This window comes from Pirellulales bacterium, from assembly GCA_036499395.1.
Taxonomy (GTDB): Bacteria; Planctomycetota; Planctomycetia; order Pirellulales; family JACPPG01; genus JACPPG01.
This window is the reverse complement of sequence record DASYDW010000063.1, coordinates 33,576-53,127: the sequence shown is the minus strand read 5'-3', so window position 1 is coordinate 53,127 and position 19,552 is coordinate 33,576. Positions and strand designations below refer to the sequence as shown.

Genomic DNA, 19,552 nt, shown 5'->3' with positions numbered 1-19,552 from the left:
CACTCGCAAACACGACGAGTCGCACGGCAACTAATACCAATCGCCTTCCTGGCATTTCCACGGAAATTCATCCGCAACAAATCCGCGGATGCAAACAGCGCCGTTCCGGCCCGATTCGTGACCGCCATGATGCTGCGTTACAGTTCCAACTTTTTCGAAGGAGGAGGGGCCTTCACCGGCGCGGGCTTTCTCGTAGGGCGTCTCTTAATGGGCTAGCCGCGATACGGACGCTGCACTCTGGCCAGGGGCTGCAGCTTGATCGTGCGATACCCAAGATAGGAGCGTCGCAGACCATCGATTATCCGCACATCGAGCAGCCCTTCTTTGCCCGAAGGTTCCGATCTCTTGTTGTGATGGATGTAATCGGAGGCACTGTCTGACCAAAAAATCCGTCGCCGATGCCGTCGGCATCGTCAAGGGCGCGAAGATTGCAAATCGCATCAAGTACGGCCTGCGTATGTGGAAATGGCGAGGAAGCGTTCGAAGCGCCTGGCGTATGGCGGGTCGGCCGCGCGTTTTTCCCCAATACCGCCCATTCGGGTCAATGCGGTGAAACGGAGCGAACGCGAAACTCTAATTTAGTCGCAGCAGCACACCAATGGGTCCTATCAAAGGTTCCTAAAACGGAGCAGTCTTAGAAATGACAACTTTCCGCAACTGCTCGTTCCGGTGATGTCATTGCCGTCCGAGCACAACCGGACCGCTTGTCCGTTTGCAGCATTCGATAACGGCGGACGTTGGTACTTTACTCGTCTCGTTATTTGGTCGTTTTCTGAAACGATTCATGCGCTTCGACTGTGCCGGATGGGCGGATACCGGACTTTGTTTTCGCACCACTGCGTCGGTGTGTCGGACCGAAGCAAATCGGAGAAGTAGTTCGCGGCAGTGGCGCACCACTCAGTATGCATGGATAATTTCTGACCGGCGCCCATCGCTGCGGTCCCACCGATTCGATTAGTGCAATTTCAGCGCCGGCTACTGAGTGGGCTGTTCAACTCATTTTTATCGAAGAAGTATTTCCCCTTCGAGTGGCCATTTTTCGGGATGCCGGACCGCCATTAGTGAACGGTATCCCTTCGAACTGGCCGGAATAGGGGACAAAATCGGACCAGTGTAGCACGCAGAAACGCCTGGCCTCTTGGGGTTTTTACTTGAGGGTCGTTTTGCGGCAAGGTAGCCTGGGAGGCGGTGCGGAGCCACTGTACTAATGTCTAGACGGGGAAAGACAATAGTAACATATAGGGTTGGACTGCGCTTTCTTGAATGCACGCCTGTTTCAGGCACGTCGCCTGCAAATTCGACCTCGTCCGGCACTGGTCATTAGACCGCCCGGTCGACGTCAGGCGGTCGTATTTCATGGATCGCGACCTTCCTTTAAATGCTTCGCGATGCGATTGAAGATTGGGCAAAGGGCTGAGCATGTCGGAGTTATCGAGGGACTTACCGATTCCAGAAGTGGAAACGTTTCTGGAAATGTGCCGCTACCGGGCAAACCTCCAAGCGGATCAGATCGCTTATACGTTCCTGACTGACGGCGAACGAGACGAGCTCAATCTCACTTACGGTCAGTTGGACGTGATCGCGCGCCGCATCGCGGTGCGATTGAATGCCGCGGGCGCCACCGGCGGCCGGGCCTTGTTGTTGTATCCGCCAGGGCTTGACTACATTGCCGCATTCTTTGGTTGCTTATACGCCGGCGTGACACCGGTACCGCTCTATCCGCCTGATCCATTGCGCATGGATCGCACGCTTCCCCGGCTGCAGGCCGTGTGCAACGACGCACAGGCCGTTGCGGTGCTCGGCACGGCGAACAGTCTGACTTGGGTCCAGGCACTCGTGACGATCGGTCCCTCGATTCGCATGATATTGGCCACCGACGCACTCCCTGTCGGGTGCGAAGACGATTGGACGCCGCCGACGATTACCTCTACGACACTGGGGTTATTGCAATACACCTCCGGCTCAACCGGTACGCCGCGCGGTGTGATGGTGAGCCACGCCAACCTGCTCTACAACGTGGCGAAGATCGACCGCGGCCAGAGCCAAGGCGTCGTTGGCGTTACTTGGCTGCCCGCCTACCACGACTTTGGTTTGATCGGTGGCGTGCTCCTGCCGATGTATGCTGGCCGACAGACGATTTCCATGTCGCCGCTAGACTTCATGCAACGGCCCATTCGGTGGCTCGAGGCGATTTCCCGCTATCGTGGCACAATCACCGGCGCCCCGAATTTTGCCTTCGATCTTTGCTCGCGAACGGTACTGCCCGCGGAGATCAAAGCCCTCGATCTGACCAGCCTGGCAGTCATCCTCAATGGCGCCGAGCCGGTTCGTCGCGACACGTTGGAGCGATTCACTCAGACCTTCGCCCCCTGTGGCTTTCGCCCGACGGCGTTCGTTCCCTGTTACGGGCTGGCCGAAGCCACCTTGGGCGTCACTGGCGGAGACCACGAAAGTCTCTACACCGTCGGTGACTTTTGTGCAACGAATCTGGAGGAGAATCAGGTCGTTGCCAATTTGAATGGGAAATCGAATTCACGAACCCTGGCAAGCTGTGGTCCCGCGATCGAGGAAACCGAGGTCGTGATCGTCGATCCGCAAACGCTCACGCGCGCCGCATCCGATCGCGTAGGAGAAATCTGGGTACGCGGCCCCGGCGTGGCGCAGGGCTATTGGAATCGTCCCGAGGAGACGCGGAGCACGTTCGCGGCTCGCCTGGCGGACTCCGGTGATGGTCCGTTTTTGCGCACCGGCGACTTGGGGTTCTTGCATGCCGGCGAGCTGTATGTCACCGGCCGACTCAAGGACCTGATTATCATCTGTGGCCGGAACTATTATCCGCAAGACATCGAGCGCACCATTTGGGCCTGCAACCCGGCCTTAAAGATCGATGGCGGGGCGGCGTTCTCGATGGAACGCGACGGTCAAGAACGGCTCGTCGTCGTGCAGGAAGTCACCCGTCCCAAGCAACTCGATCTCAACGAGATCGTAAGGTCGATACGTGGCGCAATACTCGCTGAGCACGACCTGCCAGTCGAAGCCATCGTGCTGATCAAGGCCGGCACCATCGGTAAAACGACCAGCGGCAAGATCCGCCGCCGATCCTGCCGCGATGATTATCTGAGTGACCATCTGGCGGTCGTGACACAATGGAACGCCAGCCGGTGCGACAATAGCAGCGGCGGAGCCGAGGGGCGAGAAGCAGTCCCCCCACGCACCGATACCGAGCGAACGCTGCTGAAGATCTGGGTCGAAGTGCTTCGCCAGGACGACCTGGGAATCCACGACAACTTCTTCGATTTCGGTGGCCATTCACTGCTGGCGACGCAACTCATGTCGCGCGTCTCGGCGGCTTGCGGCGTCACTCTGCCGCTGCGCGAGTTGTTTGCTCATCCCACGGTCGCCGAGTTGGCCCCTGTCGTTGAACGGAACTACGCCACCCCTTCCGCGGCAAGCCCTACGAAGATCGTCCCTGCCGATCAGCGGGACGATTCGCCGCTCTCGTTTGGGCAGCAGCGGTTGTGGTTTGTCGACCAATTGCTGCCGGAAGTACCGGTAAACAACCTCTGTCTTTCAGCGCGCTTCCGCGGCGACCTGCAGACGGCGCTGCTGGAAAAGAGCCTTGCGGAAATTGCTCGCCGCCATGCATCGCTTCGCACGACGTTTGTGGATGCGGGCGGACTGCCGCAGCAACGCGTAAGCTCGTTGGGCGCCGTTCCGATCGCGCAATTTGATTTACGCGAACTCGACACGATGAATCGCGCTGCCGAGGTCGAGCGCATCTCATCGGCCGCGGCGCGGCAACGCTTCGACCTGGCGACCGGCCCGCTGTGGAACGTGACGCACCTGCATTTGACGGCAGACGAGCACGTGCTGCTGTTGGCGATGCACCACATCATCTCCGATGGCTGGTCGATGGGTGTTTTTCTCCGCGAACTTCTATTGATCTATGAGGCCTTTTCCAACGGTCAACGATCACCACTGGCGGACCTCGATATTCAATACGCCGATTTCGCCGCCTGGCAGCGGACAACATGCACCGACGATGCGCTTAGCCCGCAGTTCGAATACTGGCGAGGCAAGCTGGAAGACGGGCCTGCAGTGCTCGCGATGCCGACTGATCGACCGCGTGTGGCGCTGCAGACGTTTCACGGCGCGCTCCTTCCCGTGAGCCTACCGCTCTCCCTGTCGCAAGCGGTGGAGCAGTTTAGCCGTGAGCAGCAGGCGACGCTGTATATGACGCTGCTCGCGGCGTTTCAGACGCTTCTCTCGCGCTATACGGGCCAAGCCGACATCAGCGTGGGCACGGCCGTTGCCCATCGAACCCGACCAGAGGTGGAAGGGCTGATCGGCTTTTTCGTCAACACTCTTGTGATGCGCGGCGACCTGTCAGGCGATCCGACGTTCCGCGACCTGCTAGCACGGACACGACAGGTCACCCTGGAAGCGTACGAGCATCAGGACCTTCCGTTCGAGCGATTGGTCGAGGCGTTTGCGCCGCGGCGGGTACTGAGCCACTCACCGCTCTACCAGGCGGCACTCATCCTGCAGAACGCGCCGCTCGAATTCACCGGACCGAACTTGACCTTCCAAGAAGTTCACAATGGCACAGCGCGGCATGACCTTACCCTCTCGCTCAGGCAAGAGGCCGGCCGACTCGTTGGTGGGCTGGAATATAATACGGATCTATTTGATCAGGAGAACGTCGAACACCTGCTCGAATCCTTCCAAACGCTGTTGGGCGCCGCGGTCACCGCACCGGACAATCCGATCTCGAAGCTCACGCTGGTAGGTATGCATGACCGCCAACGTCTGCTCGCCGCGGCAGCAGGCGAACGGATCCGATTTGCCGACGACGTGTGCGTTCATGAATTGTTCGAGCGCAAGGTGGAAGAAAACCCCGATGCCGTCGCCCTTTGTTTCCAAGAGCAGGTGCTCACTTACCGTCAGCTCAACGAGCGGGCCAACAGATTGGCGCATCGCCTCTGCACGATGGGTGTCGGCCCCGACGTCTTGGTCGGCATCTGCCTCAATCGATCGGTCGAGCTAGTGGCCGGCATGCTGGGTATTCTCAAAGCGGGGGGCGCCTATGTGCCGCTCGATCCACATTACCCCGCCGCGCGGCTCGACCTGATCCTCCGCGACGCACAGCTCGACGTAGTCGTCACCTCCCGTGAACTCGCCACGGTTTTCGCCGCGCAAAATACCCGGATGGTGTTCGCCGACGAAACGGCAGGCGATTGCTCCGCGTCGACCGAGAATCCCCAACGGACGGCCACTGCCAATAATCTGGCCTATGTGATTTACACTTCCGGATCCACCGGGCAGCCCAAGGGTGCACTCATCGAGCACCGTGGCGTGTGCAATGCCGTGGCCGTGGCCGCACGATGGATCGGTCCTGGCAGCGAACGTCGAACATTGCAATTCGCTTCGCCCAACTTCGACGCCTCGGTCCTGGAGATCTTTGCCACGTTAGCCGTGGGTGGATCGGTATACATGGCGCCCGAGGACGCGTTGATACCAGGACCTGATCTAGTCCGGTTGCTCGACGATCATCGCATCACGTTTGTCATCCTGCCACCGTCGGTCTTGTCGGTATTGCCTGCCGCCCCTCTGCCACATTTGAGCACGTTGGTCGTCGCCGGCGAGGCCTGCTCAGCGAAATTGGTCGATCGTTGGGCGCCGGGCCGGAGAATGATCAACGGTTACGGCCCCACCGAAGCAACGGTAGGCGCAACCGAAGGGGAATGCCATGCGGGCGAGGGACGCGCGCCCGCCCTGGGCCGCCCCTTCGCCAACGTCAATGTGTACTTGCTTGATCGGCACCTCGAACCAGTGCCGCATGGCATGCCCGGCGAGATCTATATCGGCGGTGTCGGCGTGGCGCGTGGCTACCTGAATCGCCCCGAGCTGACGGCTGAAAAGTTCTTGCCCGATCGTTTCAGCGGTCGATCCGGCGGACGTCTGTACCGCACGGGCGACCTGGCTCGCTACCGGGCTGACGGCAAGCTGGAATTCCTGGGGCGAATCGACGATCAAGTCAAGGTTCGCGGTTTCCGCATCGAGTTGCCAGAAATTGAAGCGGCGCTGACCGCGCACCCCGCAATCCGCGAAGCAGTCGTTGTCGTGCGCGAACAGGAATCGGGCGAAAAGCGGCTGGTGGCCTACGTCGGCACAGGCGAACTTCCGGCGCCCACGACCACGGAACTGCATCAGTTCATCAAGTCGCATCTTCCCGACTATATGATCCCGTCCACTTTCGTCGCGCTGCCGGCTCTGCCGGTAAGCCCCAACGGTAAGGTCGATCGGAATAGCTTGCCCGGGATCGATCGCAGCCGTCCCGTGCTCGACCAATGCTACGTAGCCCCGAGTACCGACGTCGAAGTGACCCTGGCCGATATTTGGGCCGGCGTGATCGGTTTGGAGCGGGTCGGAATTCACGACAATTTCTTCGAACTTGGCGGCGACTCACTCCTGAGTATGCAAGTCATCTCGCGCGCCGCACGCGTCGGATTGCGCCTGACGCCACGCCAGTTATTCGAGCATCAAACCGTTGCCGAGCAGGCGACCGTGGCCGTGCCGATCCTTGCCACCGCAGCAGCACAGGAAGCTGTTGTGGGGCCGGTCCCGTTAACCCCCATTCAGCATTGGTTCTTCGAACAACGACTCGCCGCGCCTGAGCACTTCAACCAGGCGGTCATGCTCGAAGTCGACGATCGCCTGGAACCCTCCTTTCTGCAGGCCTCGGTGGAGCATCTCGTCGCGCACCACGACGCTCTGCGTCTGCGCTTTGTTCGCGAGAAGAATGGTTGGAAACAATCCAATGACGCCAGCGATAAGGCCGAGCTCTACTGCCGCGTGGATCTTGCCGGAGTTCCGACCAGCGAGGAGCCGAACGCGATCGAAGCCGTTGCCACGCAGTTGCAAGCGAGCTTGAACCTGGCCGAGGGACCGCTCGTGCGTGTGTGCCTGATCGACCTTGGTCCGGCACGCCCGAGTCGATTGCTATTCGTCATTCATCACTTGGCGGTGGATGCCTTCTCGTGGCGCATCCTACTCGAGGATTTGCATCTGATCTATCAGCAGCTCAGCCGCGGCGAGGCGCCCTGCTTGAACGCCAAGACGACCTCGTATCAGCGATGGTCGGAGCGGTTGATCGAGTACGCTCAGTCGGCACTGGTTCGCGAGGAGCTCGACTATTGGCTCCGGCTGGCGGAAGCTCCGTTTAAGCACCTCCCCGTCGATCGCCTGCCGGTCCAAGGCGCCGCTTCGTCCACTTCCTCGCACACGAGAAATGGCCACACACAATCCGGTAGCAATGGTCATGCTTACAAGGGATGCGAGGAGAATTCGATCGCTTCCGCCCGTACTGTATCGGCGTCACTCGCGGTGGACGAAACGCGACGGCTCCTGGAAGATGTTTCTCGCGCGTACCGCGCGCCCTTGAATAGCATCCTGCTGACGGCCCTGTCCCAAGCGTTCCAGAAGTGGACCGGCGAAGATTCGTTACTGGTCGATCTGGAAGGGCACGGCCGCGAGGACCTGTTCGACGACGTCGATCTGTCGCGTACCGTTGGCTGGTTCACAAGTGTCTTCCCGGTTCGACTCTGCCTTGATCAAACAACCGACGTCCGCCGCGCTGTGAGCTCTATGGAAGCGCAGCTGCGGGACATTCCTCGCCGTGGTATCGGATTCGGAACGCTCAAGTACTTGTGCCAGGACGAAACCGTGACCACTGCGCTCGCGACACTGCCGCAACCCGAGATCGCCTTCAACTATCTCGGCCAGGTCGACCAGCTTGCGAATTCCGGCGGACGGCTGCGCACGGCAAGCGAGTCGGTCGGCTCGATGCGCTCGTCGCGGCAGCATCGCACGCATTTGCTGGAAATTAATGGCGTGATCGTGGGGGGCCAATTGCGCTTTGACTGGACCTACTGCGAAGGGTTACATCAACGCGAGACGGTCGAACGCGTGATAGGCGCCTTCCTCGACGCCCTCCGCAACATGATTGTCGACTGCGCGTCCGTCGCATCGCTGCGAGAAGCGGCCCTCTCCCGGTATGTCGCGCCCCGCAATGCCTTGGAAGCAGAGCTCACCGATATTTGCCAGGAAACGTTGGGACTCAGCCCGCTGGGTGTCGAAGACAATCTCGTCGGACTGGGAGACGGCCAGCAGTCGGCCCACCAATGTCTGGCAAAATTCACCGCGAGAAACGACATCGTCCTTCTGCCGAGCGAGATGGCCACGGCCACCACGATCGCGACGATGGCGGCGGTGGTGCGCGCGGCTGCGGCACGGCATCGTGGTTCGCCGCTCGTGGCGATTCGCCGAACCGGCTATCGCCCGCCGCTATTCTGCGTTCATCCGGCCGGCGGCAGCGCTTTTCCGTACTACGCCTTGGCGCATCACTTGGGCGCGGATCAGCCGGTTTACGCGCTCGAGTCGCGCGGCCTGGCTCGCCATGAAGCCTTTCACGAGACGGTCGAAGCGATGGCCCGCGATTACATTCAGGCAATCCGGACGATCCAACCCGAGGGCCCCTATTACCTGGCAGGCTGGTCCTTTGGCGGGCTCGTGGCGTACGAAATGGCGCGGCAATTGGCCCATGTTCGCGAGCAGGTGCCGCTAGTGGTGCTGATTGACTCGCAGGCGGCGCAGGACAATTCGCAAGAGGAAGGCGATGACGCCTTTGCCGCGTTGATGTCGATGTTTCCTTCCGTCGAGCAAATGCTGCCGGACCAAATTCGGGCACTCTCCCGCTCCGAGAAGCTAGTTCTTTTTGGCCGCCAGATCGAGGGAGCCGGCCTAGTTCAACCGGGTGCGGATCGCTGGGAAATCGAGCGGCACTACGAAGTGTTCGAAGCGAATTGCCGCGCCTGGCTGGCGTTTCGTCCGCAATCCTACCAGGGGCCCGTCGCTCTGTTGAAAGCCGAAGAGCGGCCCCGCGACGAGGTCCCGACAGCAGCATCCTCTTGGGAAAATCATGTGACCGAAGACCTGCGCAGCCGCACGGTTCCCGGCGACCATCTGACGATGATGCGTGAACCACACGTGCGAACCTTGGCACAACGGTTGCGTCGCCAGCTGGCGCGGGCCAGCAAGCAGTTCGAAATTGATGGCGCGCCGGCGATGACGCCGCTGTCCGCCAAAGAAGCCCGCGGAATCGATCCGGATCTGACGATGCAGTCGTGATTCGCGAGGCTCAGTCGGTTTGAACAGCGCAGGACGGCATCGCACCGATGGCCTCTTGACCTACCGGACCGCGACAGGGATAGTCACGGTCTTGGTCCGTCTTGGAGGTGCCCCTCTCATGCATTTGTTCACGCTCGTCTGGCGCAACGTGACGCGTCGCTGGTTGCGTTCGGCGTTGACGGTGATCGCCGTGGCAGTGGCGATCGGGTCCATGGTGGCGCTGGTGGGAATCGCCGACAGCTTTGTGGCGTCTTTCCTCGACGTCTACCTGGGGGCCGGCATCGACATGATCGTCGTTCGCACCGGCGTGCAAGAGCGGATAAATAGCGGCCTGGACATCGAAATCGGCGATAAGATCCGCTCCGTTCCTGACATAGTCGATGTGATCCCTACGCTCTTGGACGTTGTCTCGTTCGAAGAGCAGAACCTGTACGGCGTTCCGTTGCGCGGCTTGCAGCCCTCGTCGCGGCTCGTCGGCAACCTCAACGTCGTTGAAGGGCGCGCCCTGCAGGGCGACGATCGCCAGGCTTTGCTGATCGGGCGAACGCTGGCCGAGAACCTCGGCAAGAAACTCGGCGATTCGATCGAACTTTATGCTTTGGAAAAGTTCAACATCGTCGGCATCTATGAAAGTCACAATGTCTTCGACAACAGCTCGATGGTCATTGCGCTTGCCGACTTGCAGCGACTCATGGATCGGCCGGGCCAGGTGACCGGCTTTGCCGTCAGCGTTGCCGAACCCAATAACGTCGCGCTAATTGAACGCGTCGCCAAGGATATAGAAGCGGTCAGTCCCGGACTGACCGCTATGAGTATTAAGGATCACGTGGCGGGCATTTCGCAGATCCGCGCCGTGCAAGGGATGGCGTGGCTGACGGCGCTCATTGGCCTGATCGTCGGGACGATCGGCGTGCTGAATACCATGTTCATGACGGTACTGGAGCGGACGCGTGAGATCGGCATCCTTCGCGCGATCGGTTGGCGTCAAGGACGCATCGTCCGCATGATCCTGTCGGAATCGCTACTCGTCAGTTTGATCGGAGCGGCAATCGGAACGCTTGGCGCCGTCGGCTTGACGAAGCTCCTGAGCACCTTGCCCGTTGCCAGTGGAGTAGTCGATGGAACGGTCCCCTGGCGCGTCATGGTCGAAGGGTGGATTTTGGCTTTGATGGTAGGGCTCGTAGGGGCGGCCTACCCAGCCTATCGCAGCGCGCGACTTCTTCCCACGGCCGCGCTACGACACGACTGAGGCGTCCCGAGGCTATCGCCTGCAACACGTTGTTCCTGCCGTAGCTTCCGTTCTAGTGCGCCTCGCTTGCCACTTCGCGGCGAAACTTGCGAATATTGTCTTGCACCATCAGTGGTAGCTTCGAGCGCAGCAGATTCGCCCCGCTGAACCAGGCTTTCGGTTCGTCGAAGACCAAGTGGTATTCCACAAACAGGGCCCCTGACGGTTCGATCAGCTCGGTCACCTTTACGTACGATCCATAGCCTGCGTAGGGATGCGGCGCGCCGACCTTGAAATTCCCTTCCTTGTCACGATCGATGGCCGCCCAGCGGTTGGCAAAGTCCGCGTCGTCAGCAAAGCCAGGCGCCAGGAGTGAGGCCATCAGGACCGACGTCTTCGTCCGCGTCTGATACACGTGGCCCGTCCCGCTAATCTGCACACGGTCGAAGAGCGAAAAGCTGGCGTATGCAAAACCCTCTTTCGCGTCAGCCGCGGTCGCGATCTGGATGTTGCGCTTCTTCAACTCCTCGGCGGATAGAATTACGGACTTCGCAGCGGGCTTGTTGTTGCTTTCTCCCTTCGATCCGAGCGAGAACCGCTCCTCCAGGAACCCCTCTTTGGTGATGGTCGACAGGTCTCCGTAAACGACGCACCAGATGTCGACTCGCTTACCGGTTACGTCGCCCGTGGCATTCCCTTCGCTACGAATGATCAGCTGAAACGGCGACACAATCGACTTACGCAACAAAGCATCGACCGGATGGTTGGCGTCGGCAATTCCTTGTATGGCTTTTTTCTGCGCGGCCGCGTCCAGGCCATCGGGCAACGTGGGCGGCGGTAGTTTCAGCGGTGCCCCCGAGCCGACCGGTACACCTGCGTCGACCAACTGCTTCAGGATCGGATTGTCGTCGTGCGCGGCGCCCAGCAAGAGCGACGCGAGCAATAGCGTTGGAACAAACATCGTGGTGTGACTCGAGGAAATGTTATTTGCCGCGAGGGCGGGCTGAGTTGGCGGCCGGAGGACCAGGGTTTTCACGAACCGTCGCTCGGTCGCGCTGTGCCTGGCGGATCAAGTCCCGCAATCCGGCGTCGAGTTGCCGCGCGCTCTCATCGGTAAAACGGGGGGCCGAGGCGAAGGGGAGCAATGGTGGAGCAATGGCAATTGGCTTTCCCGGTGGGATGCGGACCATCGCGATCGCCTTGCTCGAAGGAATTCCTAGGGTGAATTCGTTGGCATCAACGCTCAGCAGTCGGTCTTCCAGAGTGTTGGGCGCGAGCAAACTCATGGTGCCGACGGCCTGGGCATATTCCCCCGCGTCACTTTTGTCGATGAGCCAGACCAGCGTGTTCAACTGGCCGTTCGCCCCATCCACGATCAGCGCGTGACGGACGATCATCTGCTGATGTTCCGATTGCAGCAACGCGATCGTGGGTACGTCAAAGATCAGCAAGGTCTGCGACCGCAGCACCTGCCTGATTAATTGCATCTCGGCCTCGGTGCTACTGAGCACGGTGCGGGCCAGCAAACTTAGGTTGGCGCCGAGTTGCGACTGCGTGTCGCTATTGATGATCACGTCCCGACCACCGATTCGCGTTCCCAGACCGAGGGCGACGCGGTCGAGCACATAATGCGGATGCTTTCCCACGTCGTTCGCCTCGATATTCGCGACAATACTGACCGACAGCAATCGCGCCAGCGACAGTGTGAGTTGCGATACATCGTTGACATCGCCCTGCGCGACGCGAGGCTGGCTTTTGATAACCAGGTGCGACCAATTCTTAGGAGCCGCAGCGCCGATAACCGTGCCGGCGCGAATGCTCGGCAGCGATTGCTCGCGGAGGTCGTATCCACTACTGGCAACGGCCGAATCTGCCCCGGCCGCCGGACGGGCTACCGCGGCCAGAACGACGATTCCCACCAAGGGGGAAAGCCTGCGCAGAAGGAGTCTGGTTCGACGGAACAAAGGCAATATCTCGCAACAATTGTCGAGGGCGGGTAGCCACGGAGCGCCCCCCATGATTAACAAAAACGGCGGACCGCGCCAACGCAATTGCGCAGCAATAGCCGATTGTCCCGGGATATTCGAAAGCCTCCTCGCGCCGGCTCTGCGATTTATGCCTCGAGTACGCGACCGTCGCGCATGCGAATGATGCGCTCGGCCCGATCAGCGACGTTCTGGTCGTGCGTCACCAGGACCAGGGTCATGCCGCGTTCGCGGTGCAGGTGCTCGAACATGTCGCAAATACCCTGCGCGGCCTTTGAATCCAGATTGCCCGTCGGTTCATCCGCCAGCAGCAACTCAGGAGCATTCGCTAAGGCGCGGGCAATGGCCACCCTTTGGCGTTCGCCGACCGACAATTGCTTTGGCAGATGGTGGGCCCGATGCGACATACCGACCAACTCCAGCAACTCCCCGGCTCTCGCGGCCCGGTCGGCCGCACCCAGTGAACCTTCAAACATTGGAATCTGCACGTTCTCGCGCGCGGTCAAAATCGGTAGCAGATAAAACGACTGAAAAACGAAACCGAGCTTCAGGGCGCGGAACTGATCCAGGTCCCCAATCGCGGCGAACGACCGTCCCTCGAAATAAACGTCTCCTGAGGTGGGCCGGTCGAGTGCGCCGAGCAGGTTCAACAGCGTCGACTTGCCGCAACCGCTCGGCCCGACGATGGCCGCGTACTGTCCGCGCGGGATCACCAGGTTCACGTCTGTGAGGGCCGTGACTTTGCCATCAGGGTAATCCTTGGTCAGTCCGCTGGTACGGAGGAAATCACCGTTGGTTGATGGATTATTCATGTCGGATCGCCTCGGTAGGCTGCAGCCGCGCGCCATAGACCGCGGGATAAAGTCCGCCAATCAATCCCAAGAATAGCGCGATCAAAAATCCTTGAGCAATGACGGGCAGCGGAATGTGACTGGCGATCGAGCCGCTGAACGCCGGCACCCGACTCAGCATCCGCGTTAGGCCGACGGCGCCTGCGGCCCCCAATAACGCTCCGCCCAGGCTCAACAGAATCGCTTCCAACAAAATCATCCGCACAACGCGCGACTTGCGCCAACCCAGGGCACGTAGGATGCCGATCTCCTGAGTCCGCTCGAAGACCGACATCACCATTGTATTCAGCACTCCGACCGAGCCGATCAACAGTGCAACTAGCGACGTCATCCACGCCATGCCCCGGGCCGCCCGAATCTGCGTATCGCTGGTGACGAAATTCTCGGTCGTCATGGCCGACAGTCCGGGAGCCACGGCCGTGATCGCGCTCCGTAGCTGCTCGAGCGATCCTTCGTCAAAGCGATTTTCGGCAATTACATTAAGCATATTCACCCGCCCACGGCGATCCATCAATCTTTGCAATTCAGCGAGCGTCACGATCATCGACCCGTTTTCCACCATGCTGAGGCTTTCGAAGACGCCGATGATCTGAAACGGTTCGTCCTCGAGAACGTCGAGCGTGTCACCGGTCGTCTTGCCCATGTTCTTCGCCAGAATGTTTCCCAGCATTACTACTCGGCCATCGTCGGCCGTCGGCGATCGGCCTGATACCAGTTTCAGATTATCGAACATGAACGCGTCAGGCTCCCATCCCACGATCGGCACGCCGAATAAATTGAGTTCGGGAAACGACATCACATCCATCATCACACCGGCTACCTGCTTCACTCCCGGTAACTGGCGGATCTTGTCGCCGAGAGATTCGTCCAGGGCGCTCGTCAAGCGCTCGGCGACGCCGGACCGCACGACGACCAGGTCGATGCCTCGTCCTTGATACAATTCCAGGAACGAGTCGACAAAGCCGCGCGATATACCGACCAGTGCGATCATGGCCCCCACGGCCAATCCAATGCCGGCGATGGTCAGTAGTGATCGAAATCGTCGCCGCACGAGGTTTTTGATGACGAAGGTGAAAAACCGCATGGGTGCTCTTCGGCGTATTAGTCGACCACGATATCACCGCACAGTGGCACCGGCGGCCGAGGCTGCCGGGGTGGGCCAGCGGCGAACGATCCTCAAGCCAGCGAACTCGACGGTCGAGTCGGCAAAACGCGATCCGATTAACGGACTGATCGAGTAGCGGGTACTCTAAGGCTCTAACTCCATTCGGTCAAATGGGACGCGGGTCGCATGAATCGGTAAGCTGTCTGCCGTTCGGTGTCAGCGAAATGCATGTCGAGGAATTGCAGCGAAAGGCGCACAAAGAACTGCGCAAAACCAAGCATTTGGATAAGAAGATCGAAGGGGCTCGGGAAAAGAACGAGCGTTCGCACCGAGCGTGATGCATTGAAGCTCGAAAAAATTGTATGTACCAGCCAACGCTTCGTAAGATAGGTCGACCACCCACGGCATCCCCGCCGCACCTGCCTTCTGCAGCTCTTCGGCATGACTCTGCACGTTCATCCGGCCAAACGGGCTCGAACCGATGCCTGCGGAATTCGGAACCAGCGGATTCGGAAACGTCTCGGCAGCGGCGAGATATCCCTGACCGGCGGCTATTCGAACAGGCCGTCGAGTGGATGGAGAAGAACGATCCGAAGAACGACGAAATGGTGCGATTCCGCGCCGAGGTCGAGCAACTGCTGGGCGTGGACGAGCCCAATTTCGCTCCGAAACACGATCAATGCGGGACGAAATGGCTAGTCGCCGTCTCCGACAAACTCCGAACCAGAGCGTTGTGCGATGTTCGGGGGTCCGATTAACTCATACGTTTACATGGTCTCCGAGAAAAGCACCGTTTGATGACGCGATTCGTGGACCGAGTCAGAAACACAACCGTTTAACGAGACGGTCTGAGTTCTCCGAAAACGCATCCGTATTTTGGAATCGTACGCGACCATGAGTTGCCGTGGATCTGGCCTTGCTGCGAGCACCGGCAAAGGAACGATTACTAGCTCGGCCTCATTGAGTCGTTTCGGTGCCTCGGTCGATGTGACCGAAGTGGGCACGCCATCGGAGGATCTACCTACCGGTCGCAAGCCAGCGTGCGCATTCAAGTCCAAGTTCGGCTTCGGCGCGATGCTCGTACTCGGCTGACTCCTCGGCCGTCAAGATGTCACTCCATCGCCCGTTGACCCCCTTGTTGATGAAGACCTCGGCCCCAGCGTCCCAGAACGCTCCTCCCAGCGGGACGCACTTCGTCGCGTTCTTCTTCATCCAGTCAAAAGAGCAGTGCTCAAGGATCGCGTCCCAACACGATTCGTTGATCGGAATCTCAAGAAACTCCGCGACCCGGCGAATCTCTGTCGGCATGTCGAGCTTGAGGTTTGTGAAATGCACGAGCTTCACGTTGGGAAGATGGCGGATCTCCCACCAGCTGCGAATGTTTTCCCAAAAAGGCCAGAACGGATGCCCATCGCGCGTCATCCAATCTCGCCAATACTGGCGAACGTCGTCCGGCGGCGGTTCGATCGGCGGTCCGACGCGTCCCGGCGTATCGTTCAGAGCCTCGTACCAGGATCGATTGGCATTGGCATGGTGGTTGTACATGCTCCACACCACATCGCGACCGTCACGCGCGATGTAAAGATACTTCGCCGCCGGCGAGAACTGCAGCGCATCGACGGGAAGATGCGTCTTGATGAAGCGGCGGTGAGTTTGCGCCTCGACCACGGGCAGCTTGATCTCCTTTGGCGGCACGCGGAGGTCGAGCCAGGGGGACATTTCGGCGACTTCCAACGCCGGCTCGCCGTTGAATAGCAATTGCGCAACGATCTGCTGCATCCAAGTCGTGCCGGCCTTCGCGTAGGTCCCGATGATGATGTCGTCGTCGCGGAACGAGAACTCGTTCCAGATCGTCGAGTCGAAGTGATGGTTGTGCAACTCGCGCTGCTTTTGCGGCCACTCGATATTTATGCCCATAGCAACTTTCCAGCAAGTTCGTGTTCCCAGGGACAGCACCCGGCGCGGTTCTTGAGGCATTGTCGCTTCCGCCGGTCCAAAGCAGGTGACTTTAGTGCCACCGGTCGATGTGACCGAAGCATATTAGTAAGGCAAAAACGCCGAACTATTGTTGATTCAAGAGCGGAAGGAGATTTCCTCCCGAATCATCGGGCGACCGATCATGTGCAACCTACTGCGGTCGCATTGGTTAAACCAATTCTGACGAGTTGGCCTGAATTATTTGCCTCGCGGCAGTTTCGCGATGATCGTTTTCACGATTGAAGTGCTGACAGCGGTATAGCCCAAGCCCTTGGCCATCTTAGTTGGCATTAGTGCAAATTATTAACATGTTGCGGCGGTCCACTTTTTATCGACGAAGGCTTAATGTGAAGGAGTTCTTGTGGCGATTGTCGGAGCCGTTTTAGAACGGCCGGTCAAGCTCGCGAGTCTGCTTGATGTCGGCTTAAAAAGCAAACCGGACGGGCCAGCGTTGATCTCGCTGGAACGGACTTGGTCGTGGCGCGAACTGGACCAAGCTTCGACTCGGCTGGCAGGACAGTATTTGGCGTTGGGCCTCCTTCAAGGCGATCGTGTCGCGTCACTACTGCCCAACCGGGGGGCACTTCTTGTGCATTATCTGGCCTGCTTCAAGGCCGAGCTTGTTGCGAATCTCCGGACTTACAACTCGAAGCGGCGCGGCATTTACTGGCAACGGCTTAGGCGCTCGCAGGCCGATTTGGTTGCCGACCTCACTACTTGGGAACGTTCGGAACACGTTCCGACAACAAGCTAGACAGCGACGTAAAGTCGACCGGTTTGACAAAGTGATGGTCAAACCCAGCTTCTTTGGAGCGGCGGCGGTCCTGTTCTTGGCCGTAGCCGGAGATCGCGATTAAAAACATTGACTTTCCTCGTTCACTGTTTCGGATCTGCCTAGCAACCTCGTAACCGTCAATGTTGGGAAGTCCGATATCCAACAAGATCGCATCGGGACCAAATGATCGCGCGAGCTCGATTGCGGCCGGTCCGTCGTAAGCGATGTTCGTCTCATATCCTCGGACTTTGAGCAGAGTTGCTAGCGAGACGGCAGAGTCTTGGTTGTCGTCGACAACAAGAACGCGATACGTCCTTTTGGGCGGTAGAAGTGTTTGGTTCGCGGGTAACGTTTCCGGGTCATTCTCGCTACTCGCCAACGGAAGACGGATCGCAAATTCGCTCCCTCGGCCTGCTCCTTCGCTCTTTACGGAGATCGTCCCCCCGTGCAAGTCGATCAGTGACCTGGCCAACGTCAATCCAATACCCAATCCGCCTTGCGAACGGTCGAGCGATTGTTCTGCCTGAGCAAAGGGTTCGAAAATCCGAGTTAGCATATCAGCGGAGATTCCGATGCCGTTATCCCGGACGACAATGGTGGCCATTTCGTCCTTCTGTGCAATGACCGAGATGCTGCCTCCTTCGTCAGTGTATTTCGCAGCGTTCGAAAGCAGATTCACGAATACTTGCTCGATCCGCACGGGATCGCCCACGACAGATATTCCACCCGCCGAAACGGTAAAAGCGAGGCTATGTCTCTTCTCTTCAACGAGAGGCCTGACCGTTTCAATTGCCTTTGCAATGACCGGCGAGAGGTCCAGCCGTTCATTTTTAAGTCGTAACTTTCCTCTTGTAATCCGCGATACGTCAAGCAGATCGTCAAGGAGCCGCGATAAGTATTTCGTTTGCCGAGAGATCATATCTGGAGCCCATTCGCTTGTCCGGTCATCCGCTGGCATCTGTAGGAGCAAAGCAGCATTGCTAATCGCCGCCAGCGGATTTCTAAGCTCGTGGGCAAGGATCGCCAAGAAGTCGTCTTTTCTTCGACTAGCTTCTTTCAAAGCCTCTTCGGCTAGTTTAGTGCGAGTCATGTCACGAAAGATCTTTAGATATCCGCGAACGCTCCCCGCTTCGTCTCGAAGCGGCATCATCCAGCCACTGCCCCAGAATTGACTTCCGTCCTTCCTTACGTGCCATCGCTCATCTCTCCCGCGCCCTTGCACTAGAGCATCGTGCATTTCCGCTTCAGCTTTGTCTCGCTCATTATCCTCAGGCGAAAAGAAGATTCGGCAACTCCGTCCGATTACTTCGGATTCGTCATAGCCAAGAAGTCGACTTGCACCAGAATTCCAGCTATTCACATTGCCATTAAGATCGGTGGTGAAAATTGCAAACTCCGTCGCACTTTCAACGATACTGCGAAACTTTTCCTCCGCCTGACGGACCGCCTCAGTTGCTTGCCTTCGTTCGGTGACGTCTCGACAACTTGCGATTATCGCATCGACGTGTGGCGTATCGAGATGGTTCGACGCGACTGTCTCGATCCACCTCCAAGACCCATCTTTGTGTCTAACCCGATTAACTGTAGTCTGTGAACTATTTGGCGTTGCAACTAGCTCGGTAAAGCGATCGGCTGCTGCCTTTCGATCGTCGGGATGGACGATCTCAAAGGCGTCAAAGGTTAGAAATTCATCGGGAGAGTAACCGAGAACGCGCGTAATGACAGGGCTCACGTATGAGGCCCTCCCGTCACGCGTAATCGTGGTGATGGCGTCGAAACTATGCTCGATGAGTATACGGAAGAGGCTTGCGTCGAACATCTGGGCCATTGATTAACGAGCCTTACGATTAATCATCCTCGATCACGATTATTGCACGACGGTCGACAGCCCATCCGCCATCTGACCCAGTCAACGGCGGATTAAGACAGTCAAGTCGTCCCCGTGTTCGTGTCGTCATCGCAGAGCGTTAGATCGAGCGCCCCGGCAAGTTTGTCCACCGTCTCCAGGGACAAACCGCGTTGGTCCTTCAAAAATCGTTGAACTGCGTCCACCGATACGCCCGCTTGTTTTGCGGTCGCGTAAGCGGTGAGTCCTTTGTCTCGGATTGTCTTCCGCAAAACCCGACTAATCGGTTTCTTTCGGTTACCTTTATTATTGGTACGGGTCATGGCTTTTTCCTCCTTCGCGAATTCTCGAACTCCACTTGGCGTCACTGCACCTCGCGTGCCAAATGGCGTATAAGCCAATTGGCGTATCTCACGCACAAAAGCTAGCATGGACGGAGATCCGCACGAATGAGGGCGATCCTGGGGAAATATACCGACAACTGCCAATTCGTGGCCCATTCAACGGCCTTTTTTAAGCACTGGCGCGCTGCAGATTTTTGCGCCGCCGCTCAACGTGCGACTGCTGACCGCCCATTTTGGATCCGAAGCGACCAC

The 19,552-nt window shown here is 58.8% G+C and carries 9 protein-coding genes; 2 read left to right on the top strand and 7 right to left on the bottom strand.

Features of this window, described 5'->3' with window-relative positions; genetic code table 11:
* The first annotated feature begins 1,455 nt into the window (after window positions 1-1,455).
* Complete coding sequence (locus VGN12_09525; protein ID HEY4309676.1) at window positions 1,456-9,189, top strand: amino acid adenylation domain-containing protein; 7,734 nt, start codon at window positions 1,456-1,458, stop codon at window positions 9,187-9,189.
* A 118-nt stretch (window positions 9,190-9,307) separates the two neighbouring features.
* Window positions 9,308-10,438, top strand: a complete 1,131-nt coding sequence (locus tag VGN12_09520; GenBank protein ID HEY4309675.1) for an ABC transporter permease — start codon at window positions 9,308-9,310, stop codon at window positions 10,436-10,438.
* A 52-nt stretch (window positions 10,439-10,490) separates the two neighbouring features.
* Here the strand turns inward: VGN12_09520 and VGN12_09515 are convergent, their stop codons facing one another.
* The 7 genes from VGN12_09515 to VGN12_09485 form a co-directional block, all read right to left on the bottom strand.
* Complete coding sequence (locus VGN12_09515) at window positions 10,491-11,378, bottom strand: hypothetical protein (protein ID HEY4309674.1); 888 nt, start codon at window positions 11,376-11,378, stop codon at window positions 10,491-10,493.
* Between the two features lie 22 nt (window positions 11,379-11,400).
* Window positions 11,401-12,336, bottom strand: a complete 936-nt coding sequence (locus VGN12_09510; protein ID HEY4309673.1) for a hypothetical protein — start codon at window positions 12,334-12,336, stop codon at window positions 11,401-11,403.
* 194 nt (window positions 12,337-12,530) lie between these two features.
* Window positions 12,531-13,214: an ABC transporter ATP-binding protein gene (locus VGN12_09505; protein ID HEY4309672.1), complete on the bottom strand. Its 684-nt coding sequence runs from the start codon at window positions 13,212-13,214 to the stop codon at window positions 12,531-12,533.
* Window positions 13,207-14,337, bottom strand: a complete 1,131-nt coding sequence (locus VGN12_09500; GenBank protein ID HEY4309671.1) for an ABC transporter permease — start codon at window positions 14,335-14,337, stop codon at window positions 13,207-13,209. Before VGN12_09500 ends, VGN12_09505 begins: the two co-directional genes overlap by 8 nt.
* Window positions 14,338-15,375: 1,038 nt before the next feature.
* Window positions 15,376-16,275, bottom strand: a complete 900-nt coding sequence (locus VGN12_09495; protein HEY4309670.1) for a sulfotransferase domain-containing protein — start codon at window positions 16,273-16,275, stop codon at window positions 15,376-15,378.
* 773 nt (window positions 16,276-17,048) lie between these two features.
* The gene (locus tag VGN12_09490) at window positions 17,049-18,929 is read right to left on the bottom strand and encodes a PAS domain S-box protein (protein ID HEY4309669.1); all 1,881 of its coding nucleotides are present in this window, start codon (window positions 18,927-18,929) and stop codon (window positions 17,049-17,051) included.
* Between the two features lie 110 nt (window positions 18,930-19,039).
* Entirely contained in the window at window positions 19,040-19,387 is a 348-nt protein-coding gene (locus tag VGN12_09485; GenBank protein ID HEY4309668.1) for a helix-turn-helix transcriptional regulator, read from the bottom strand.
* Window positions 19,388-19,552 lie beyond the last annotated feature (165 nt).